Here is a 20,704-nt window from a genome sequence, read left to right as displayed (position 1 = left end):
GCAAAGCGCAAGCGGCAGGCCGTTTTTCATCCCCGCTCGCCCGGATCCCCGCGAACCATTAATTCTGCAACGTGTTGACATGGATCAATGAGTTCGCGAGACTGCATCTATCACTGCAGTAGAAGCGATATCGCGGCAGCGAAATCTTGTCGGGATTCTCAGAACAAGTTTGAACTCATCGGGAGCTCCCATGTTAAAAAATTATTCGATCCGAGTCATTTTTACCGCGTTCCTTCTCGTCAGCGTGGCGCTGTCGGTGTGCTCCCTGATGGCCTTCTCGCGCGTCTCCACGGAGCAGGAAAAAACCATGCTCGCCAGCGAAAATCGCTACCAGTCCTTCCTGCTTGCCGACGAGCTGCGCCAGAGCTCAGACGACCTGACCCGCCTTGCCCGCACCTTCGTCGTGTCGGGCGATGCTGCCTACGAACGCCAGTACATGGACATTCTCGCGATCCGCAACGGCGCCAAGGCGCGTCCGCAAAACTACGAACGCATCTATTGGGATTTCGTCGCCGCCGGCGTCGACAAGCCGACGCCGGACGGACCAGCCATCGCGCTGGCCGACCTGATGCGCAAGGCGGGGTTCACCGATGCCGAATTCGCCAAGCTCAAGCAGGCCCAGGACAACTCGGATGCCTTGGTCAAGACCGAAGTGATCGCCATGAACGCCGTCAAAGGCTTGTTCGATGACGGCACCGGCAAGTTCACGCAGAAGCGCGAACCCGACATGGACATGGCGCGCAAGATCATGCACGACGCCAATTACCACAAGAACAAGGCGACCATCATGGCGCCGGTCAACGAGTTCCTCGCCATGCTCGACAAACGCACCGGCGAGGAAGTGCGGGTCGCCGCCGCCCGCGCCGATACCGCCTTCTGGGTGGCGGTTGGCGTGCTTGGCGTGTCCTTGTGCCTGTCGCTGGTCACCGTCCTCATGATCTACCGCCACATCAAGCTCGGCTTCACCCACGCGATCGATACCGCCAGCAAGATCGCCTCGGGCGACCTGAACGGCGAGGCCGCGGAAGAGCGCAGCGATGAAGTCGGTGAGCTGCTGCAAAGCATGAACACCATCAGCATTAACCTGAGGCAGACCGTGCAAAAGATCCGGGAAAGTTCCGACGAAATATCGGCCGCCACCCACGACATTGCGGTCGGCAACGCCGATCTGTCCGCGCGCACCGAATCGCAGGCCAGTTCGCTGGAAGAAACCGCCTCTTCCATGGAAGAGCTGACCAGCACCGTCAGGCAAAATGCCGACAATGCCCGGCAGGCGAACCTGCTCGCCTCGTCCGCGTCCGAGGTGGCGATCAGGGGCGGCACGGTCGTCTCGCAGGTGGTCGATACGATGGGGTCGATTAACGAATCTGCCCGCAAGATTGTCGACATCATCAGCGTGATCGACAGCATTGCGTTCCAGACGAATATCCTTGCGCTCAACGCGGCCGTTGAAGCCGCACGCGCCGGGGAACAAGGTCGCGGCTTCGCTGTCGTGGCCTCGGAAGTGCGCAACCTGGCCCAGCGCTCGGCCGGTGCGGCGAAGGAAATCAAGGCATTGATTAACGATTCGGTCGACAAGGTGGACCTGGGCAGTAAGCTCGTCGATCACGCCGGCACGACCATGAACGAAGTGGTGGCCAGCATCCAGCGCGTTTCCGCGATTGTCGGCGAGATCGCGACGGCCAGCCAGGAACAGTCATCGGGCATCGAGCAGGTCAACCAGGCCATCGTCCAGATGGATGCCGTTGTGCAAAGCAATTCCTCGCTGGTCGAAGAGGCAGCCGCCGCTGCCGAATCGCTGGAGGAGCAAGCCGGCAATCTGGTCGAGACCGTCAAGATTTTCAAGGTTGATGAGATGGGAACGCAAGGCCATGCAGCTACGCGAGCGCCTGTGGCCAGGAAGAACGGCACTCTTGCGGCCCGGAAGAAACCGTCACCGGTGCTGATCGGCGCCGAGTAGACCGGCGAGCCGGCGGCGCCGGCCCGCTCACGATCACCCTCGCGGCGCGCAGGACGTTTGATTGCGCGCGCGGCTTGTCCCGTTCAAGGCGGCGCCATCACGTAGATGACGACCGCCAACGCCCACGATGCCACCAGCAGCAAGGTGAGCCACAGCACCAGGCGCTCCGTGCGCGGAAACGTCAGCGTGCGCGCGCTGAACGCCTGCACGACCGTCAAGACCAGTTGAAAGCCACCCACGCTGCTGAATGGAAGCAGATGGAACGCCGCCATTTTCGCCGCCGTCAAACCGAGCACGAAACCGAACGACTGATCCGCCAGCGCCGCATGATAAGAAGCCAAATAGGTCTGGGCGCTGGAGAAGGGCTCCAGCGCACCGCTCACCAATTGAGCAAACCCGCCGGCAAAATAGCGCAGAGCGTCAACACCGAGCAACACGCACGCGATAGCGAGAAGGCAGGCGGGAATGCTGACCGACACCAGCAGCTGCACCCACGCTGGCTGGACATCGAGCGCACCCTTCTTTTCATGCGCGGTTAACAGCGGCATGGAATCCGTTACCTTGAACCGAACCGACGAGTTCATGGGAATCGCGCGCAGTATCCAGTTTTTTCGCGTCAACAGCATCGGGCCAAACCCAAGCGTCACCCCTTCCACCACGACACCAAGGGACTGTGCGACATAGGCGGTGAGCAGGACCGGCACGTGCGAGATGATTGCCCAAATCGAGCAAAGCGTCAGGAATATCATGGAAGGGCCTGCCCATGGACGCGGCGGGCTTGGTTTGCATGCTCGCACAATGCCTGGGCGCCATCGTCGGACCACGTTCCTGGGGCCACTGCCTGGTGGGAGCGCTGGAACTGCGGCGCAGGTGTGAAATCGATCAGGGCGGCAGGCGGAATATCGGCTGCCTTGTGAAACTCGTAGGGAACACCCAGCGCATCGCCGACCAGCAGGCCGACGATGCCGCCAGCCAACCTTTCCGGGTGTGTTGGTTGGCGCTGCGTCATGAGCGCGTGCCTGCGGGCGAAAAGGACATCGGTACAGTTTTCTCTCGTCGAATAAGCCTCGCATTGTCTTCAATACGCCGGCAGACGGCAAGAGAAACTAAAAGTGAGCAACATGATGCCCGAAGCCGGGTGTCGGCCGGCCGGGCCTGCTCACCGTAGCGTGCACTCAGGCGGTGCCGGAATCGTCATTGGCCGCCTTGATGGGCTCAGCTGGTGACATGCCGTCCTTCTCCCAGCGGTCGAAAGTGGCCATGATGGCGTCACGGGTTTTCTGGCTCAGTTCGGGCAGCGTTCCGCCGAGGGCCTCGGCGGCTTCGTCAAAGCCCTGCTGCACGGCAGCCCGGATCGAGGCCAGCCTGGATGGGTCGTCGCCGATCGCTCCCTTGGCCATATTGAGGATGCGCTCGGACACCTGGGCAACGCCGAACTCGCCGTCGTCGGCCGTGGCCGCCTTGGCCGCTTCGATGGTTGCCGGATCGGCAGAGAGCTTTTGCTCGCCGCTGACCACCTTGGACAGATTCAGCCCCTGCTGTTCGATCGCGGGCAGGATCAGGTTGATGACTTCCTGCGCCTGGCGGTCCGACTCGGCCAGCAAGGCGTCGAGGTCGGGCAGCGTATCGACCGCCGCCGCGGCCGCACGCGGCACGCCATAGGTCAGCGGCGCTTCGGCCGGCCCGCTCAGGGTCACCTTGTCGGTCTTGATGCTGCCGTCAGCCTGAACGCCCTCGTTCGGCCGGCGGCCCGCTTCTCGTGGCGCAATCGGCGTGGCGCCGTTTGAGGGGGTTGTATTCGAAATGGTAATGCTCATGACCTCTCCTTCTTGGCGCGTTGCACGCCGTAACGTTAGATCTTCATAGGCAAAAGACGGCAGTTTGCCGTGCTCGTTTATGATTAACGGCAGGATCGGTAAAAAGTTGAATGATCAAACTAGCGCGCCGCATAGCGCGTCGCCTGGCGCCTCTATCCGCGACATGGGGACCTCGATGCATTTTGCGGAAAACCAGCGTTATCAGATGGCGTGATGAATTTCAGATAAATCGAATCGAATTGGCTGGGACAATAAAGATCCCAGCCATGCGAGATGAATTGCAATTCCGTTGGCCCGGCATACAGCAGACAAGGCTTTACCCTAAATTGAGCGTCCAGGTGGGAACGCCTTCATCGTCATCGGTGGATAATGCGACGTCCTGGGTCCAGCTGGCAATATAAGTCCAGTTAGTATCTTCCAGCCAGGCCAGGGTATCGAAATCGATGGCGCGCAGGCGGATGAATTTGACATACAGGTCGATGTTATCCTTGATCCACATGTCGTCGCCGTTAACCCGCAGCTTAATCTGCAGGTGCCCGCTCAAGCCGTGTGAAAACTCGAGCCCGTAGCCCGGATAGGGCATCGGAATCGTTCCTATGCCGGCTGGCAGTTCCGGCGTCAGGTCGTTTCGGCGGGGCAGTTTGGTCGGCCCGCTGTAGGTGTAGCCGCGGCTGTCGCCGCGTTCGTGGTCATCCACCTCCGCATAATCCAGGTTGAGCACCCGGATTTCCGTTCCATTTCTTAAAATGCTAGCCTGCACGAGGTTATCGGTTTCGGCATTAGGAACATTTTTGGTCGCCGCGACCAACCCGATTGATCCGATCCACATAATATACTCCTCAGAATAGATGGCGATTAGCATGTGCTTTCTTTAGGAAAAGCTTCATGCAAATGGGGAGCGATTGGATGCAAACCCTCTGGAAACAGCGGGAATACTGCCAACCACCCTCATCCATTATTCTGTGGAGTTCAATGCCGGTGTTTGCGCCATCTTAATCGCAGGCCAGCGCCCGGCTGGGGCCGCCATCATTCATTGTAGACATCGATAAATTAAGCAATATGGAAAAACTTATCGCCGGGGAGCCAATTCCATTTGAATTCTTGCGGAAACGACGATCCCGTAGCGCTTACGGCGTGCCGGCCGGCAGCACCCGCCCTTTGACCGCATCGATCGGGCACACCATCGGCAAAAACTGTTGCTGGCGCGCCGAATAGCCCATCAGCGCGCCGCTGTCGATATCGAAATACCAGCCATGCAGCACCAGCTTGCCCTCCTCCACCCTGCGTTTGACCCACGGGTAGGTCAGCAGATTGTCGAGCGACTGCAGGATGCTGGCCTGTTCGCACGCCTTGTGCCGCTCTTCCGAACTCTTGTGCGCCAGGTCGCGCATGACGCGCACCCGTACCGGTTCTGCGATGCGCATCCAGCGCTCGACAAAGCCGGTTTCGCGCTGCTCCGGTTCGAGCGGCTGGGGCGCCAGCAAGGCGCGAATGCCGCCGCAGCGCGCATGCCCGAGCACGATCACCCGCGCCACTTCCAGGTTGCAGATGGCGAACTCGATGGCCGAACTGACGCCCGGTGGCGCGTCCGGCGTGCAGGGCGGCACCAGATTGGCGATATTGCGCACCACGAACATGTCGCCCGGACCGCTGCCGGTCAGCAGCATCGGATCGACCCGCGAATCGCAGCAGCCGATCAGCAAGGTGCTGGGACGCTGTCCCCCGCGCAAGGTGTCGTAGACGCCATGGTCCTCGCTGAAATACTGCTGCTGGAAGCGGCTGAAACCGCGTACGAACTTTTCGATGTCTTGCATGTCCTGCTCCGTTCAGCCGGCGTGCTCGCGCAAGCCGTCGATATTCATGATCGTGACATTCCTGCCCTGCACGCCGATCAATCCATGCATGGTCAGATCGCCCAGAATGCGCGAGAAATGTTCGGGCGTCAGGTTCAGGCGCGACGCCACCACCGCTTTGCTGACCGGCAGCGTCACCTGCGCGCCCTGTCCGGTCGCCTCGTCCTGCAGCAGGTAACCGATCACACGCTGGGTGCCCGACTGCAAGGCGACCGATTCCAGGTCGCAGATCAGCCCGTGCATGCGCCGGCTCAGGCCGGCCAGCATCTTGCGGGCGAAGCCCGGGTCGTTCGCGATACCGTCGAACACCGCTTCCTTGGTCACATGCAGCAGCAGCGAATCGGCCAGCGCCGTGGCCGAGACGATGTAGGGCTTTTCCATGAACATCAGCGCTTCGCCGAAGCTGTGCCCCGGGCCGATCAGCTCGATGATTTTTTCCGCGCCGTTGGCCACCCCGGCAGCCAGCTTGACCTGGCCGAAAATGACCAGGTGAAAGCCGCGGCAGGTATCGCCGCGCTGGAAGATGATGTCGCCGCGCGCCACATGGCGCTCGCTGGTGCCGGCCGCGATGGCGTCCAGCTCGCCTGGCGACATCGCATCGAACAGCGGCAGCCGCGCCAGGAAGGTCTGGGGCGAAAATCGGGTCTTTTCCATGACCGCTCCGGCTATCAGCACGGCATGTCCGCACGGCGCCGCGCGTAGTACCACCACGTGACCGCGATGCACGAGACGTAAAAGCCGACGAAGCTCCACAGTGCCGCGTCCGGACCGCCGGTCAGGGCGATCGAGGTGCCGTAGCACTTGGGAATGAAGAACGCGCCGTAAGCCGCCACCGCCGAGGTAAAGCCGAGCACCGCCGCGCCTTCCTTATTCGCGTCGAGAATGGCCTGCTCCTTGGCGGCATGGCCCTTGCCTTCGGCGGCACGCTGGCGTTCGGTGAGGAAAATCACCGGAATCATGCGGAAAGTCGAGGCATTGCCCACGCCGGTACCGGCGAACAGCAGCATGAACATCCAGAAAAAGCCCATGAAGTTGCCCGCCGCGCCGCCATGCGGCAGGAACTGGATCACGCCGATCACGGCCCCGATCATCAGCACGAAGGTCCACAAGGTCACGCGCGCGCCGCCCAGCTTGTCGGCTACCACGCCGCCCACCACCCGCGCCAGCGCCCCGACCAGCGGCCCGAGGAAAGCGTAGTCGAGCGGATTGACATCCGGGAACTGGGTCTTGATCAGCAGCGGAAAGCCGGCCGAATAACCGATGAAGGAACCGAAGGTGCCGGTGTACAGCCAGCACATCAGCCAGTTATGCTTGCGCTTGAAAATGATGGCCTGCTCCGAAAACGACGCCTTGGCCGAGGCCAGGTCGTTCATGCCGAACCAGGAGGCAAGCGCGGTGAGCGCAATGAACGGTACCCAGATGAAGCCGGCGTTCTGCAGCCACATGGCCTTCGAGGCGCCGCCCTTGACCCACAGCTGGGACTCGCCGCCCAATGCGCCGAACACGCCGGCGGTGATCACCAGCGGCACCACGAACTGCACCGCCGACACGCCCAGGTTGCCCAGGCCGGCATTCATGCCGAGCGCGTAGCCTTTCTGCGCCTTGGGATAGAAAAAGCTGATATTCGCCATCGACGAGGCAAAATTGCCGCCGCCAAAGCCGCACAGCAAGGCCAGGATCAGCATGATCGGGTAGCTGGTGTTGACGTCCTGCACCGCAAAGCCGATGCCGATGGCGGGAATGAGCAGCGAGGCGGTCGAGATCGTGGTCCACTTGCGCCCGCCGAAAATCGGCACCATGAAGGAATAGAAGATGCGCAAGGTCGCGCCGGACAAGCCCGGCAGCGCGGTCAGCCAGAACAGCTGGTTGGTGCTGTACTTGAAGCCGATATTGGGCAGGTTGACCACGACCACGCTCCACACCATCCAGACGGCGAAGGCGAACAGCAGCGCCGGAATCGAAATCCACAGGTTGCGGTTGGCGGTCGCCTTGCCGCTCTTTTGCCAGAAGGCCGGTACTTCGGGCTCCCAGGTGGCAATGACATATTTACTCATTTGATTTCTCCTTTAAATTAGGCGACGACAGCCAGCCGGGCCGGCGCGGCGGGCCGCGCACTGTCCTTGAAGCTGAAATGCATCCACACCAGCGACACGCATACCGTGCCGTAGAGCAGCATGAAAGCAGACGAACGCACGCCGGTCAGGTCGACCAGTGCGCCGAACAGGATCGGCAGCACGAAGCCGCCCAGGCCCCCGGCCAGCCCCACCACGCCCGAGACGGCGCCGATGTTGTCGCTGAAGTCGTCGCCGATGAACTTGAACACCGATGCCTTGCCGACCGCCATGGCCACGCCGACCACGAACAGCAGCACCGTAAACATCACCGGCGTGAGGCCGATCTGCAGCGTGGTGCTGCCGGTCACGGTCTTGATGATCATGTTGGTCTGCGGATAGGACAGCAGGAAGAAGCAGACCCAGCACACCCACATGACCCACCAGGTGACCTTGTAGGCGCCGTACTTGTCCGAAATCCAGCCGCCGAGCGCGCGCAGCACGCCGCCGGGCAGCGAGAAGCAGGCCGCCAGCAGCGCGGCCAGGCCCATGTCGAAGCCGTATTCGGTGACGTAATACTTGGTCATCCACAAGGCCAGGCCCACATAGCCGCCGAACACGACCGAGTAGTACTGGCAGTAGCGCCACACGCGCGGATCCTTGAGCACCTTCATCTGTTCCCTGAACGACACGCCGGCCGGCATCTTGTGGGCGGGGTCGCTGTACGTGCCGAACCAGAACACGGCAGCGGTCAGCAGCATCGCCACCGCGTACACCTTGGGCAGCATCTGCCAGCCGAAGGCGGCGATGATGGCCGGAGCGACGAACTTGGTCAGGGCCGAGCCGGAGTTGCCCGCACCAAAGATGCCCATCGCCAGCCCGCGCCGTTCCTTGCCGAACCAGCGCGCCACATACGGCGTGCCGACCGAAAACGAGCCTCCGGCCAGGCCGACGAACAGGCCCAGCACCAGGAAGTGCCAGTAAGCGGTGGCGTGCGAGATCAGCCAGATCGGCAGCGCGGTGACCAGCATGAGGATGAAAAACACGATGCGCCCGCCGTAGCGGTCGGTCCAGATGCCGAGCGGAACACGGACCAGCGAGCCGCTCAGCACCGGCGTTGCCGCCAGCAAGCCGAATTCGGTCTCATTCAGGCCCAGCTGCGCCTTGATGGGAATGCCGAGCACCGCGAACATCATCCAGATCGCGAAGCAGATGGTGAAGGCAAAAGTACTGCTTGCCAGCACCGCTATTTGTTGTTGATTCTTGCTAGACACGTTGTTCTCCCGGACCGATGACCTGATACAGGAAGCTTACGTGCTGCCGTAAAGCACGACTATTAGCCTGAGGGTGAGTTTTCCCCGGCAATCTGGCTAGTCTTCTAGCCCAAAAGAACTAGACATCACACGGCAGGAAAGCTGTGTTGACATGAATCAATGATGCGTTTGCGGATTTTGAGGTATAACGACAGACCAAGACTACGTGAGGCCGTCCATGCAAGACATTGCAACACCCGATTCCAGCTGCGAACCCGGCTGCGCCACCCAGGATGCCGCCCAGCTCAATGCCAGCTGCTTTTGCGCCGGCCCCTCCGCCGCGGCCCTGGCCGACGCGCTGCAGAACGGCAGCGACGGGCCGGAAGTGCTTGCATTGATCAGCGAACGCTGTCCGCATCTGTTTGCCGCATTGCCGGTGTTCGTGTCGCCTGAGCAGTCGGCGCGCATGGCGCAATTGATCGGCGCGATCGAAGAAGTGATCGCGCTGCCGGCCTGGCAGGCCGCGGTACTGGCCGACGCACCGGCCATCGCGCGCCACGATCCGGGCGCGCGCGGCGTCTTTTACGGCTACGATTTTCACGTGGGCGAAGACGCCATCGGTCTCATCGAAATCAACACCAATGCGGGCGGCGCCCTGCTCAATGCGGCGTTGGCGCGGGCCGGCCATGGGTGCAGCGCGATCAGCGAGGCCGGCAACGGTGCGGCGCGCGCGCTGGCGCTGGAAGAGGCCATCGTCGACATGTTCCGCGCCGAGTGGCGCCTGGGCGGGCGCAGCACGCCGCTGCGCACCATCGTCATTGTCGACGACGACCCCGAGAACCAGTACCTGTATCCCGAATTCCTGCTGTTTCGCCAGCTGTTTGCACGCCACGACATCGAAGCGCTGATCGTCGACCCGTCGATGCTGCGCTGGGAAGCCGGCAGCCTGTGGCGCGGCGACCTGATTGTCGATCTGGTGTACAACCGCCTGACCGACTTCATGTTAGAGGCGCCCGGCCACGCGGCGCTGCGCGACGCCTACCTGGCATGCGCCGTGGTGCTCACGCCGCATCCGCGCGCGCACGCGCTGTACGCCGACAAACGCAATCTGGCGCTGCTGACCGACGAGGCGCACCTGGCGGCGCTGGGCGTGCCCGCTGAGACGCGCGCGATCCTGCTGCGCTCGATTCCGCATACGGAGCAGGTGCGGGCCGACCAGGCCGAGCGCCTGTGGCGCACGCGGCGCGAGTGGTTCTTCAAGCCGGTGGCCGGCTACGGCGGCCGTGCGGCCTACCGCGGCGACAAGCTCACCAAGCGCGCCTGGCAGGACATCCTCGATGGCGACTACGTCGCGCAAGCGATCATGGCGCCGCCGGCGCGCACCGGCGGCAGCGCCGAGGCGCCGGATCAACTCAAGTTCGATATCCGCAGCTATACCTACGACGGCAAGGTGCAATGGACGGCCGCGCGCGTGTACCAGGGTCAGACCACCAACTTCCGCACGCCGGGCGGCGGCTTTGCGATGGTGTACACCGCGCAGGCATAGCTACGCGCGGGCGCCCTACTTCCAGACGATGATTGCCTTGTCCGCGCGTCCGCCTGGAGGCGCGCCATGTGCAATCAGGTCCGCCAGCGTCACGCCATCGAGGACCCGCAGGTACGCCGCCGTCGCCGCCCCCAGCACGCCCTTGAGGGCGCACGCCGGCGCCAGCGTGCAGGCGTTACTGGCCGGATCGAAGCACTCGGCCATGTAAAAATCGGTTTCGCTGTGGCGCACCACGGCGCCGATATTGATCTGCTCCGGCTCCAGCTTGAGGCGCAGCCCCCCATTGCGGCCCCGCACCGTCTCCACCATGCCCGACAAGCCAAGCTGGTACACCACCTTCATCAGATGGTTCTTCGAGATCCCGTGCACGTCGGCGATGTCCTGGATGGTCGCCAGGCGATCGCGGTGCATGCCCAGGTAGATCAGGGTGCGCAGGGTGTAATCGGTATAGGCGGTCAGTCGCATCGGCGTCGGAATGGTTGGATGACAGGTTAAATGAGGCATCCAGTATACATCTATTGATCCAGATGGCGTCGTGAGCACGTAAAAGAAGTATTTAACTTGCTTGTTTAAATAGATGTATCTAGAATCTTTCTTTAACGGAGCGGACTGTACCGCGCCGTTCTAATAACAAGGAAACCACGCCATGCACGCCTCACGCAAACTATGGACCTGGCTCGCGGTCATCTGCGTCCTGTCCTTCGCCGTCCTCGGCTGGGTCGGGACCGAGATCTACCTGAGCGCTCCCCCGATTCCACAGCAAGTCACCAGCCGCCAGGGGGACGTCTTGTTCTCCGAAGGCGAAGTCCAGCGCGGCCAGCAAGCCTGGCTCTCGGCCGGCGGCCAGCAGCTCGGCTCCGTCTGGGGCCATGGCAGCTATCTGGCGCCAGACTGGTCGGCCGACTGGCTGCACCGCGAAGCGCTGGCCCTGCGCGAGATCTACGCCACCAAACAGTTCAGCAAACCGTTCGCCCAACTGGACTTCGAACAGCAGGCAGCCCTGAGCGACCGCCTCAAGCGCGAGATGCGCGCCAATACCTGGGACGCGCGCACCGGCATCGTCCTGCTCTCGCCCGAACGCGCACAAGCCGTGCGTGAAGTGGCGGCCCATTACAGCGCCCTGTTCGGCGCCGACCCCAAACTCGACGCCCTGCGCGAGCAGTACGCCATGAGCGCCGGCAGCCTGACCAATCCGGAAGACCTGCGCGCCCTGCCCGCCTTCATCTTCTGGTCTTCCTGGTCAGCCGCCACCGACCGTCCGGGCGAAACGGCGATCAGCTATACCAGCAACTGGCCGCATGAACCGCTGGTCGGCAACGGCCCCACCGCGGGCGCCGGCATCTGGTCGATCGCCAGCGTGATCCTGATGATCGCCGCCATCGCCGCCATGATCTTCTATCACGGCCGCGCCGGCGAAGGCGAAGACCCCGTGCCGCCCAAGGCCGACCCGCTGTTCGACATGAAGCCGACGGCATCGATGCGCGCGACCCGCAAGTACTTCTACGTCGTCATCGCGCTGATCCTGACGCAGGTCGGCATGGGCATCGTCACCGCCCACTACGCGGTCGAGGGCCAGAGCTTCTTCGGCTTCCCGCTCGGCCAGATCCTGCCGTTCGTCGTCAGCCGCACCATCCACACCCAGTTCGCCGTGCTGTGGATCGCCACCGCCTGGCTGGCCACCGGCCTGTATATCGCCCCCGCGATCTCCGGGCGCGAACCGAAATACCAGGCGCTCGGCGTCAACGTGCTGTTCTACGCGCTGCTGTTCATCGTGGCCGGCTCCACCATCTCCGGCTGGCTCGGCACCCTGCAGCACCTCGGTAACGACTTCACCTTCTGGGTCGGCAACCAGGGCCTGGAATTCACCTCCATGGGACGCGTGTGGCAGATCCTGCTGTTCGTCGGCCTGCTGTTCTGGGTCCTGCTGCTCGGACGTGGCCTGCTGCCGGCCCTGCGCAAGCCATCCGAAAGCCGCGGCCTGATCGCCATGGTGTTCCTGGCCGCCCTGTGCATCGGCGGCTTCTACGCCACCTCGCTGACCTGGGGTCCGCGCACCCACTACGCCATGGTCGAATACTGGCGCTGGTGGCTGGTCCACCTGTGGGTCGAAGGCTTCTTCGAGGTGTTCGCCACCGCCGTCATCGCGCTGCTGTTCACCCGCCTTGGCCTGATCGCCGCAAGCACCGCCAACAGCGCCATCGTCCTGGAGACCATCGTGTTCCTGTTCGGCGGCATCCTGGGCACCCTGCACCACCTGTATTTCACGGGCACGCCGACTTTTGTCATCGCCATCGGCGCCATGTTCTCCGCGCTCGAAGTCGTTCCGCTGGCAATGATCGGCGTCGAAGCATGGCGCAACTACAAGCGCTCCAAGGCGGCACCATGGGTGCAGGCCTACAAATGGCCGATCCTGTGCTTCATCGCAGTCGGTTTCTGGAACGTGGTGGGCGCCGGGCTGCTCGGTTTCGCCATCAACACGCCGATCGCGCTGTACTACATGCAGGGCATGAACATGACGGCGGCCCACGGCCACGCGGCGCTGTTCGGTGTCTACGGCATGCTCGGCATCGGCCTGATGCTGTTCTGCCTGCGCGGCCTGACCGAACGCGCCGCTTGGTCCGACAAGCTGCTCGCACCGATGTTCTGGTGCCTGAACATCGGCCTGGCGATGATGGTGTTCATTTCGCTGATGCCGGCCGGGATCTACCAGGCCTGGGCCAGCGTCACGCAGGGCACCTGGTATGCGCGCTCGCCGGAAGTGGTCCACTCGCAGCTGATGGAAACGCTGGTGTGGCTGCGCGTGCCGGGTGACGTGGTGTTCTCGGTCGGCTGCGCGTTCCTGGCGCTGTTCGCCTTCAAGCTCGCCACCGGGGCACGCGGCAGCAATTACGTCGTCGGCTCGGTAGCACCGACCACGCGTTGACGTCTTTCCCCCCGGCAGGGACTTCCTGCCGGGGGCTGTATCGTTTACACTACACAAGGAGTATCAACATGACACACGCTGATTCATCGGCCGCCTCGATTGGCCTCTACCCGTTCGACGCGCGCGGCGTCGCCAAGCGCTTTCGCCACGCCGCCATTTTCGGTGCGCTGGCCGCGCTGGAGCCGGGAGAGACCATGCGCTTTTATAACGACCACGATCCGCTGCCGCTGCTGGCGCAGATCGAGGCCCATTTCGGTTCGCGCGTGACAATCGCCTACGTGGCGCGCGCGCCGGGCGAAATCATCATCGACTTCGGGATCGCCTGAACAAAAAGGACCACGCATGGAGTACCTCGCCGTCAAACACCTGCACATGAGCTGCGCTGCGCTCAGCATCGGCCTGTTCGTGCTGCGCGGCGTCTGGATGCTGAACGACGCGCCGCAGCTGGCGCGGCGCTGGGTGAAGGTAGCGCCACACCTGGTCGACACGGTGCTGCTGGCCAGTGCCCTGACCATGGTGGTGTGGAGCGGCCAGTACCCGTTCGTCCAGCCCTGGCTCGGCGCCAAGGTGGTGGCGCTGGTACTGTACATCATGCTCGGTGCGGTCGCGCTCAAGCCCGGCCGCCCGAAACAGGTGCGCGCCATCGCCTTCGGCGCGGCCCTGCTCACCGTCGCCTACATCGTCGCGGTCGCGCTGACGCGCCGGGTTTTCATCGTCGGCTGACACCCGCCGCCAATTACCCCAAAATGTAATGCACATCAAGGAATTTACAGAACGCAAACCTTAGCATTCTGTTGACGACCGCTTCCGCGACGTCCAACAGAAAAAGAAAAGGTCACATCATGCGCTCGCTTCCTCTCCGCCTCGCCGGCACCTGCCTTGCCACCGCTTCCGCCTTCATCGTCCTGTGCTCCGTCTCCGCCAATGCCGCGCAGCCGGCGCTGCCTGTCATCGTTCAGGAACTGGTGGCCCCGCCGGCACTGCCGCCGCAGATCACGCGCAAGACGCCGGCGCGCGTGGTCGTCAACCTGACCGTCGAGGAAATCGAACGCGAAATCGCGCCGGGCACGCGCTACACCTTCTGGACCTTCGGCGGCACCGTCCCGGGCAAGATGATCCGCGTGCGCGAAGGCGACACGGTTGAACTGAACCTGCAAAACCTGGCCGGCAACAAGCTGCCCCACAATATCGACCTGCATGCGGTGACCGGTCCCGGTGGCGGCGCCGGGCAAACCCTGATCGCACCGGGCAATCAGGCCAGCTTCACCTTCAAGGCGCTGGCCCCCGGCCTGTACGTCTACCACTGCGCCACCGCCCCTGTCGGCATGCACGTCGCAAACGGCATGTACGGCATGATCCTGGTCGAACCCAAGGAAGGCATGTCCAGGGTCGACAAGGAATACTACGTGATGCAGGGTGACTTCTACACCACCGGCGCCTACCGCGCGCCCGGCCTGCAGGGTTTCGACATGCAAAAGGCGATCGACGAACGGCCGACGTACGTGCTGTTCAACGGCGCCGATGGCGCCCTCACCGGCAAAGGCACGCTGACCGCCGCCGCCGGCGACAAGGTGCGCATGTTCTTCGGCGTGGGCGGACCGAACACCGTCTCGAGCTTCCACGTCATCGGCGCCATTTTCGACAAGGTCTACACCGAAGGCGGCATGCGCTTCCAGGAAAACGTGCAGACTACCCTGGTGCCGGCCGGCGGCTCGACCATCGTCGAATTCGTGCCGCGCGTGCCGGGCAACCTCACCCTGGTCGACCACTCGCTCACGCGCGCCTTCAACAAGGGCGCGGTGGGCCTGATGGCGGTGAGCGGCCCGGAACGGCCCGATATTTACGGCAAGGGCATCAAGACCGCCCTGCCCGGAACCAAAGCGCCGCCTGTCGTCGCCAGGGCTGCGGTACCCGCCGCCACCGATGCGCAACGCCTGCGCGGCAAGGCGGTTTACGACAGCACCTGCGCCTCGTGCCACCTGCCCGACGGCAAAGGCGTTCCCGGTGTGTTCCCGCCGCTGGCCAATTCCGACTTTTTCCAGCAGCGACCTTACGAGATGGCCCATATCGTGCTGCATGGCCGCAGCGGCGAGATGGTCGTCAACGGCGAGCATTACAACTCGGTCATGCCACCACAGGACCTCAATGACGATGATGTCGCCGCCGTCATCAACTACGTGAGCACCGACCTGAATGCCGGGAAAACCGTCATCACGCCGGCCCAGGTCAAGCAGATGCGTCAGATCAAGGCCAATTGAGCGCGCCATGAAACACCACCTGACCACCTTCGCCTGCGCGGCGATGCTGTGCGGGACGGCCGGCGCCGGCGAGTACGTGGCGCTGCCCGGCGCCGAGCTGCGTTCGGTGATGCCGGCCGACGGCAAGGAAGCACCGGCCATCGTGGCGCCGTTTTCGATGCGCGCCACGGCGGTCACCAACGCCGAGTTCCGCGCCTTCGTCCTCGCGCATCCGCAATGGCAGCGCGGCCAGGCGCCGGCCGTGCTGGCCGCGCCCACCTATCTGGCAGCGTGGCGCGGCGCCGCCGATCACGGCACGCTGGCGCCGGATGCGCCGGTGACCAACGTCAGCTGGCACGCGGCCAACGCGTTTTGCGCCAGCGAGGGAGCGCGTTTGCCGCGCTGGTACGAATGGGAATACGCCGCCGCGGCCAACGCCACGCGCGCCGACGCGCGCGAAGACCCCCAATGGCTGGAGCACATCCTGAACTGGTATGCCCATCCGGCCAGCACGCCGCCGTCCCGGGTGCGCGCCAGCGCGCCCAACTATTACGGCCTGTACGACATGCATGGACTGGTGTGGGAATGGGTCGAGGACTACAGCGCGCTGTTCGTCAGCGCCGACAGCCGCAGCCAGGACCCGCGCAAGGTGCTCGACTACTGCGGCGGCGCGGCGCTGTCGCTCGGCGACCGCCGCAACTACGCTGTGCTGATGCGCATCGCTCTTCTGGCCGCGATGGAAGGCGCGCAGGATGGCGGCTACCTGGGCTTTCGCTGCGCCCGCGGCGACGCCAGCCACACACCTACACCGAGACAATCGCCATGAATACCTTTAACCCCCTGCGCCGCCTCCTGCTGCGCACAAGCGCGCTTGCCGCCAGCATGATCGCGCTCCCGCTGGCGCATGCCAACCCGCTCCCCGCCGAATCGCTTTACCGCCTGTCGGTGCCGCTCAAGGATAGCCAGGGCCGCCAGTTCGACTGGCGCGCGCTGGCCGGCCGTCCCCTGCTGGTAACGATGTTTTACGGCGACTGCAATGCTGCCTGCCCGATCATCATTGAAAACCTGCGCCGCACGGTAGACCAGGTCAAGCCCGCGCCCGGGCGCCTGGCGGTGCTGATGGTCAGCCTCGATCCGTTGTACGACACGCCCGACTCCCTGGCCCAGCTGGCAAGCTCGCACAAACTCGATCCCGCCATCTTCCGCCTGGCGGTGGCTGCCAATGAAACGCATACACGGGCCATGGCGGGCGCCTTGCAGATCAAGTACCGCGCCGTCACCAACGGCGAAATCAACCACACCACGCGCGTGTGCCTGCTCGACGCGAATGGCAAACTGCTGGCCAGCAGCACGCAACTGAGCCCACTTCCCGATCCGGCCTTCGTTGCGCAGATCCGCCTGGCGCTTAAATAGGGGGCTACTCATAAGACGGATATCAGTTAAAGGCACACACGCACTGTATTGCAGAAAAAATTGATAACATCGACACCCAGTATGGAAGACTGGAAGAGCTTATGCTCACCGGGCAGGATTTTTTGAGCCAATGGTTGCGCCAGTTCCAATCCATTTTCACTGTTGGTCAGCATGACAAAGCCGTCTCCCGTTCGCACAGAGGCAATGGCGAATGCGCGATAGCCCGTATTGTTACCCCACTGCCAAATATAATCGTCATCGGGACCGTGCTCAATTCCCCAGCCCAATCCCCACCCGAGACCCAGTTTTGGATCGACCGTGGCGGGTGATGCGGTTATCTGTTTCATCACATCGTCATCGTTAAGCACCTTGACGATGAATTTTCCATAATCCGCCGCGCTGGTGTGGAGGGAAAAAGCGGCGTTCGGGCTTTTTAAATCCAGCGTGGCCCTGGGTGCTCCATTCGCTTTCGTCCCAGGCAGAAGGTGTTTCTCGATTCGTTCGTTCCGTACGTAGTCGCTGTCGTTCATGTCCAGGGGCTTGAATACCTGCGAGGTCATGAATTGATCCAGCGGCTGACTGGCGACCGCCTCCACAGCCCGCTGCAGCAGCACGTAGCCTTCCCCTGAATAATTCCATTTTATCCCGGGCGCCGAGTCGACATTCAGTGTCCCGGAGGCCCAATTTGGCAATCCTGACGTGTGGTTCAACACCATCCGGACGGTAATTGCCTGAAGTCGCGGGTCGGTCACCAGAGCGGAAGGCTCCGCTTTCGACGGATCGAACTGGTGCCGATAGCCCTGCGGCAGATACTTCACGACCGGCGCGTCAAGCGCCAATCTTCCTTGCTCTACCAACTTCAGCACAGCATACGCAAAGACCGGCTTACTCAGCGATGCCGCTTGAAAAACGCTGTCTGCATCCGGCGTGTAGGCTGGCAAGCAACCCGTCGCCGAATCGATTGAATCGAGCTGCCGGTTCTTGATGACGGCAACCGCCACAGCGCAAACATGGTGCTTTTCCGCAAGCACTTTCAATGTGTCGTGCACATTCGCCGGCGCCAAACCGGTCCGCGTGGAAGACGCACACCCGGACAGGAACAGGGATACAAGCGGCATCAGAAGCAGGCAGCCGGCATGGCGGGCGAAAAAGGCACTTCGATTGGACGTCAGCACGCGTGAGGGTCGCATGAGCACCTTTTCTTATCAAGAATCGTCGTAAAAACCAGGGAGAATAGCATTTCCCGAATCGATATTGGGAATCGCAACGCCGCTTGCGCCGACGTCCCCGAACAGGCACGCCAGCGGGCAAAAACCAACCTGGATCAAGGATTTTACGATCGGTTCAAAACGCCGTTGACCCCACTACATATAGTCAATAACCTCTCTGCATGCACCACATATTGTGTTTCACGGAGAGCAAATGACCATCCCACCGCTACACTTCCCTACCCAAATCCGCAAGCGAGACGGCGCCGTCAAACCGTTCGACGCCACCCGCATCGAATCGGCCATGCAGCGCGCCGCGCTGGCCAGCGGCGAATTCGATGCCGGCACTGCCCATCTGCTGACATGGAACGCGGTCCTGCCCACGCTGTCCGCACTGTGCACCGATACCCCCGGCGTCGAGCAGGTGCAGGATGCCGTGGAGGCAGCCCTGTTCGAGGCCGGCCACCGCGCCACCCTGCGCGCTTATGTCGTCTATCGCGAACAGCACCACAGCCTGCGGCGCGACCGCAAAAGCCTGATCGACGTCGAGGCGTCGATGAACGAGTACCTGGAGCAGCGCGACTGGCGCGTCAACGCCAACGCCAACCAGGGCTACTCGCTGGGCGGGCTCATTCTCAACGTCTCCGGCAAGGTGATCGCCAACTACTGGCTCGATCACGTCTATCCGCCCGCCGTCGGCGCGGCCCACCGCAACGCCGACCTGCACATCCACGACCTCGACATGCTGGCCGGTTACTGCGCCGGCTGGTCGCTGCGCACGCTCCTGAACGAAGGCTTGAACGGCGTGCCGGGCAAGATCGAATCGTCGCCGCCCAGGCACATGTCGAGCGCCATCGGCCAGATCGTCAACTTCCTCGGGACCCTGCAAAACGAGTGGGCCGGGGCCCAGGCCTTCAGTTCCTTCGATACCTACATGGCGCCCTACGTGCGCGCCGACGCCTTGAGTTACGAGAGCGTCAAGCAGTACATCCAGGAGCTGATCTACAACCTGAACGTGCCCTCGCGCTGGGGCACGCAGACGCCGTTCACCAACCTGACGTTCGACTGGGTGTGTCCGGAAGACCTGCGCGAGCAGGTGCCGTTCATCGCCGGCGTGGAAATGCCGTTCACCTACGGCGATCTGCAAGTGGAAATGGACATGATCAACCGCGCCTACATCGAGATCATGATGACCGGCGACGCCAAGGGACGCGTATTCACCTTCCCGATCCCGACCTACAACATCACCGAGGACTTCGCGTGGCACAGCCCCAACGCCGAGCTGCTGTTCGAGATGACGGCGCGCTACGGCCTGCCCTACTTCCAGAACTTCCTCAATTCGGAACTGAAACCGAACATGATCCGCTCGATGTGCTGCCGCCTGCAGCTCGACCTGCGCGAACTGCTCAAGCGCGGCAACGGCCTGTTCGGATCGGCCGAGCAAACCGGTTCGCTCGGCGTGGTAACCATCAACTGCGCCCGCCTCGGCTACCTGCATGCCGACGACGAGGATGGCCTGTTCGAGGCGCTCGACCGCCTGCTCGACCTTGGCCGCGACAGCCTGGAAATCAAGCGCAAGGTGATCCAGCGGCATATGGACAATGGCTTGTTCCCGTACACGAAACGCTACCTGGGCACCTTGCGCAACCATTTCTCGACCCTGGGCGTGAACGGCGTCAATGAAATGATCCGCAATTTCACGTGGGGCGAACACGATATCGCCAGCGAATGGGGCCATGCGTTCGCATTGCGCCTGCTGGACCATGTGCGCGCGCGCATGCTGGAGTTCCAGGACCAGACCGGCCATATGTACAACCTGGAAGCGACGCCCGCCGAAGGCACCACCTACCGTTTCGCGCGCGAAGACCGCAAGCGCCATCCGGACATCCTGCAGGCCGGCACCGACGCCATGCCCTACTACACCAACTCCTCGCAACTGCCGGTCGGCTTTACCGACGATCCGTTCGAGGCGCTGGAACGCCAGGATCCGCTGCAGCGCAAATACACCGGCGGCACCGTGCTGCATCTGTACATGAGCGAGCCGCTGTCCACGGCCGACGCCTGCCGCTCGCTGGTGCGGCGCGCGCTGAGCCGCTTCGGCCTGCCGTACATCACCGTCACACCCACGTTTTCAATCTGCCCCAAGCATGGCTACCTCGGAGGCAGCCATCCGTTTTGTCCCAAATGCGATCTCGATCTGATCGCGCGCAAGCAACGCGAAGTTGCGTAACCACCCAAGGAGTAGTCCATGTCAGACCTGAGCCAAACCGTTTTCTTTGCTCCCCAAACCATCACCCTGACCGACGCCGAGCGCCAGCCCTGCGAAGTCTGGACCCGCGTGATGGGTTATCACCGCCCTGTGTCGTCCTTCAATACCGGAAAAAAGGGCGAGTTCCACGAGCGTACCTGGTTTACCGAGCGCGCCGTTGCGGCGCGCAGCTGA

Annotated in this window: 18 protein-coding genes and 1 pseudogene; 9 read left to right on the top strand and 10 right to left on the bottom strand. The window is 62.8% G+C overall.

Annotation, left to right across the window (positions count from 1 at the left end; translation table 11 throughout):
- Window positions 1–190 precede the first annotated feature (190 nt).
- Window positions 191–1,960, top strand: a complete 1,770-nt coding sequence (locus RBA41_RS00765) for a methyl-accepting chemotaxis protein (RefSeq protein WP_306620006.1) — start codon at window positions 191–193, stop codon at window positions 1,958–1,960.
- A gap of 83 nt (window positions 1,961–2,043) precedes the next feature.
- On the opposite strand, the gene RBA41_RS00760 is transcribed toward RBA41_RS00765, so the two are convergent.
- The 8 genes from RBA41_RS00760 to RBA41_RS00725 form a co-directional block, all read right to left on the bottom strand.
- Window positions 2,044–2,709 carry a zinc metalloprotease gene (locus RBA41_RS00760; RefSeq protein WP_306620004.1) on the bottom strand — a complete coding sequence of 222 codons (666 nt, stop codon included), beginning with the start codon at window positions 2,707–2,709 and terminating at the stop codon, window positions 2,044–2,046.
- Window positions 2,706–2,969: an ADP-ribosylglycohydrolase family protein gene (locus RBA41_RS00755; protein WP_306620002.1), complete on the bottom strand. Its 264-nt coding sequence runs from the start codon at window positions 2,967–2,969 to the stop codon at window positions 2,706–2,708. The genes RBA41_RS00760 and RBA41_RS00755 overlap by 4 nt, the downstream gene beginning before the upstream one ends.
- 166 nt (window positions 2,970–3,135) lie before the next feature.
- Window positions 3,136–3,777 carry a hypothetical protein gene (locus RBA41_RS00750; protein ID WP_306620000.1) on the bottom strand — a complete coding sequence of 214 codons (642 nt, stop codon included), beginning with the start codon at window positions 3,775–3,777 and terminating at the stop codon, window positions 3,136–3,138.
- 316 nt (window positions 3,778–4,093) lie between these two features.
- Window positions 4,094–4,639, bottom strand: a complete 546-nt coding sequence (locus tag RBA41_RS00745) for a hypothetical protein (protein WP_306619998.1) — start codon at window positions 4,637–4,639, stop codon at window positions 4,094–4,096.
- 265 nt (window positions 4,640–4,904) lie between these two features.
- Window positions 4,905–5,591, bottom strand: coding sequence for a carbonic anhydrase (locus tag RBA41_RS00740; protein ID WP_099878759.1), 687 nt, complete (start codon window positions 5,589–5,591; stop codon window positions 4,905–4,907).
- Window positions 5,592–5,603: 12 nt separating this feature from the next.
- Window positions 5,604–6,284 (bottom strand): Crp/Fnr family transcriptional regulator, encoded by a 681-nt coding sequence (locus RBA41_RS00735; protein WP_306619995.1) that lies wholly within the window; start codon window positions 6,282–6,284, stop codon window positions 5,604–5,606.
- Between the two features lie 14 nt (window positions 6,285–6,298).
- A complete protein-coding gene (locus RBA41_RS00730; protein WP_306619994.1) occupies window positions 6,299–7,684 on the bottom strand; it encodes a NarK family nitrate/nitrite MFS transporter in 1,386 nt (461 codons plus the stop codon).
- Window positions 7,685–7,701: 17 nt separating this feature from the next.
- A complete protein-coding gene (locus RBA41_RS00725; RefSeq protein ID WP_306619992.1) occupies window positions 7,702–8,955 on the bottom strand; it encodes an MFS transporter in 1,254 nt (417 codons plus the stop codon).
- A 217-nt stretch (window positions 8,956–9,172) separates the two neighbouring features.
- Here RBA41_RS00725 and RBA41_RS00720 point away from each other — a divergent pair, with 217 nt between their 5' ends.
- Entirely contained in the window at window positions 9,173–10,480 is a 1,308-nt protein-coding gene (locus tag RBA41_RS00720) for a hypothetical protein (protein WP_306619990.1), read from the top strand.
- Window positions 10,481–10,495: 15 nt separating this feature from the next.
- Here RBA41_RS00720 and RBA41_RS00715 read toward each other — a convergent pair whose 3' ends face one another.
- Complete coding sequence (locus tag RBA41_RS00715) at window positions 10,496–10,945, bottom strand: RrF2 family transcriptional regulator (protein ID WP_306619988.1); 450 nt, start codon at window positions 10,943–10,945, stop codon at window positions 10,496–10,498.
- 181 nt (window positions 10,946–11,126) lie between these two features.
- Between RBA41_RS00715 and RBA41_RS00710 the strand changes: the two genes are divergently transcribed.
- The 6 genes from RBA41_RS00710 to RBA41_RS00685 all read left to right on the top strand — a co-directional run bounded on the left by RBA41_RS00710 (window position 11,127) and on the right by RBA41_RS00685 (window position 17,053).
- Window positions 11,127–13,403: a nitric-oxide reductase large subunit gene (locus RBA41_RS00710; RefSeq protein ID WP_306619986.1), complete on the top strand. Its 2,277-nt coding sequence runs from the start codon at window positions 11,127–11,129 to the stop codon at window positions 13,401–13,403.
- Window positions 13,404–13,471: 68 nt separating this feature from the next.
- Window positions 13,472–13,729, top strand: a complete 258-nt coding sequence (locus RBA41_RS00705) for a DUF2249 domain-containing protein (RefSeq protein WP_306619984.1) — start codon at window positions 13,472–13,474, stop codon at window positions 13,727–13,729.
- A gap of 16 nt (window positions 13,730–13,745) precedes the next feature.
- Window positions 13,746–14,126 carry a SirB2 family protein gene (locus RBA41_RS00700; protein WP_306619982.1) on the top strand — a complete coding sequence of 127 codons (381 nt, stop codon included), beginning with the start codon at window positions 13,746–13,748 and terminating at the stop codon, window positions 14,124–14,126.
- Window positions 14,127–14,245: 119 nt separating this feature from the next.
- A complete protein-coding gene (gene nirK / locus RBA41_RS00695; protein ID WP_306619980.1) occupies window positions 14,246–15,661 on the top strand; it encodes a copper-containing nitrite reductase in 1,416 nt (471 codons plus the stop codon).
- Between the two features lie 7 nt (window positions 15,662–15,668).
- A complete protein-coding gene (locus RBA41_RS00690) occupies window positions 15,669–16,466 on the top strand; it encodes a formylglycine-generating enzyme family protein (protein ID WP_306619978.1) in 798 nt (265 codons plus the stop codon).
- Window positions 16,463–17,053, top strand: a complete 591-nt coding sequence (locus RBA41_RS00685) for an SCO family protein (protein WP_306619976.1) — start codon at window positions 16,463–16,465, stop codon at window positions 17,051–17,053. Before RBA41_RS00690 ends, RBA41_RS00685 begins: the two co-directional genes overlap by 4 nt.
- A 26-nt stretch (window positions 17,054–17,079) precedes the next feature.
- On the opposite strand, the gene RBA41_RS00680 is transcribed toward RBA41_RS00685, so the two are convergent.
- Window positions 17,080–18,243, bottom strand: a complete 1,164-nt coding sequence (locus RBA41_RS00680; RefSeq protein WP_306619974.1) for a serine hydrolase domain-containing protein — start codon at window positions 18,241–18,243, stop codon at window positions 17,080–17,082.
- 232 nt (window positions 18,244–18,475) lie between these two features.
- Between RBA41_RS00680 and RBA41_RS00675 the strand changes: the two are divergent.
- A pseudogene (locus tag RBA41_RS00675) lies at window positions 18,476–20,704 on the top strand (ribonucleoside triphosphate reductase).

It is taken from the genome of Massilia scottii, from assembly GCF_030846495.1.
In the GTDB taxonomy this organism is placed as follows: Bacteria; Pseudomonadota; Gammaproteobacteria; order Burkholderiales; family Burkholderiaceae_D; genus Telluria_A; species Telluria_A violaceinigra.
This window is presented reverse-complemented; position numbering and strand designations above follow the sequence as displayed.

Excerpts from the sequence above, each read along its gene's own strand:
- RBA41_RS00685 (WP_306619976.1), top strand. The coding sequence starts at position 16,463 with ATGAATACCTTTAACCCCCTGCGCCGCCTCCTGCTGCGCACAAGCGCG.
- RBA41_RS00715 (WP_306619988.1), bottom strand. The coding sequence starts at position 10,945 with ATGCGACTGACCGCCTATACCGATTACACCCTGCGCACCCTGATCTAC.
- nirK (WP_306619980.1), top strand. The coding sequence starts at position 14,246 with ATGCGCTCGCTTCCTCTCCGCCTCGCCGGCACCTGCCTTGCCACCGCT.
- RBA41_RS00760 (WP_306620004.1), bottom strand. The coding sequence starts at position 2,709 with ATGATATTCCTGACGCTTTGCTCGATTTGGGCAATCATCTCGCACGTG.
- RBA41_RS00720 (WP_306619990.1), top strand. The coding sequence starts at position 9,173 with ATGCAAGACATTGCAACACCCGATTCCAGCTGCGAACCCGGCTGCGCC.
- RBA41_RS00730 (WP_306619994.1), bottom strand. The coding sequence starts at position 7,684 with ATGAGTAAATATGTCATTGCCACCTGGGAGCCCGAAGTACCGGCCTTC.
- RBA41_RS00745 (WP_306619998.1), bottom strand. The coding sequence starts at position 4,639 with ATGCTAATCGCCATCTATTCTGAGGAGTATATTATGTGGATCGGATCA.
- RBA41_RS00750 (WP_306620000.1), bottom strand. The coding sequence starts at position 3,777 with ATGAGCATTACCATTTCGAATACAACCCCCTCAAACGGCGCCACGCCG.
- RBA41_RS00765 (WP_306620006.1), top strand. The coding sequence starts at position 191 with ATGTTAAAAAATTATTCGATCCGAGTCATTTTTACCGCGTTCCTTCTC.
- RBA41_RS00735 (WP_306619995.1), bottom strand. The coding sequence starts at position 6,284 with ATGGAAAAGACCCGATTTTCGCCCCAGACCTTCCTGGCGCGGCTGCCG.
- RBA41_RS00680 (WP_306619974.1), bottom strand. The coding sequence starts at position 18,243 with ATGCGACCCTCACGCGTGCTGACGTCCAATCGAAGTGCCTTTTTCGCC.
- RBA41_RS00710 (WP_306619986.1), top strand. The coding sequence starts at position 11,127 with ATGCACGCCTCACGCAAACTATGGACCTGGCTCGCGGTCATCTGCGTC.
- RBA41_RS00705 (WP_306619984.1), top strand. The coding sequence starts at position 13,472 with ATGACACACGCTGATTCATCGGCCGCCTCGATTGGCCTCTACCCGTTC.
- RBA41_RS00755 (WP_306620002.1), bottom strand. The coding sequence starts at position 2,969 with ATGACGCAGCGCCAACCAACACACCCGGAAAGGTTGGCTGGCGGCATC.
- RBA41_RS00740 (WP_099878759.1), bottom strand. The coding sequence starts at position 5,591 with ATGCAAGACATCGAAAAGTTCGTACGCGGTTTCAGCCGCTTCCAGCAG.
- RBA41_RS00690 (WP_306619978.1), top strand. The coding sequence starts at position 15,669 with ATGAAACACCACCTGACCACCTTCGCCTGCGCGGCGATGCTGTGCGGG.
- RBA41_RS00700 (WP_306619982.1), top strand. The coding sequence starts at position 13,746 with ATGGAGTACCTCGCCGTCAAACACCTGCACATGAGCTGCGCTGCGCTC.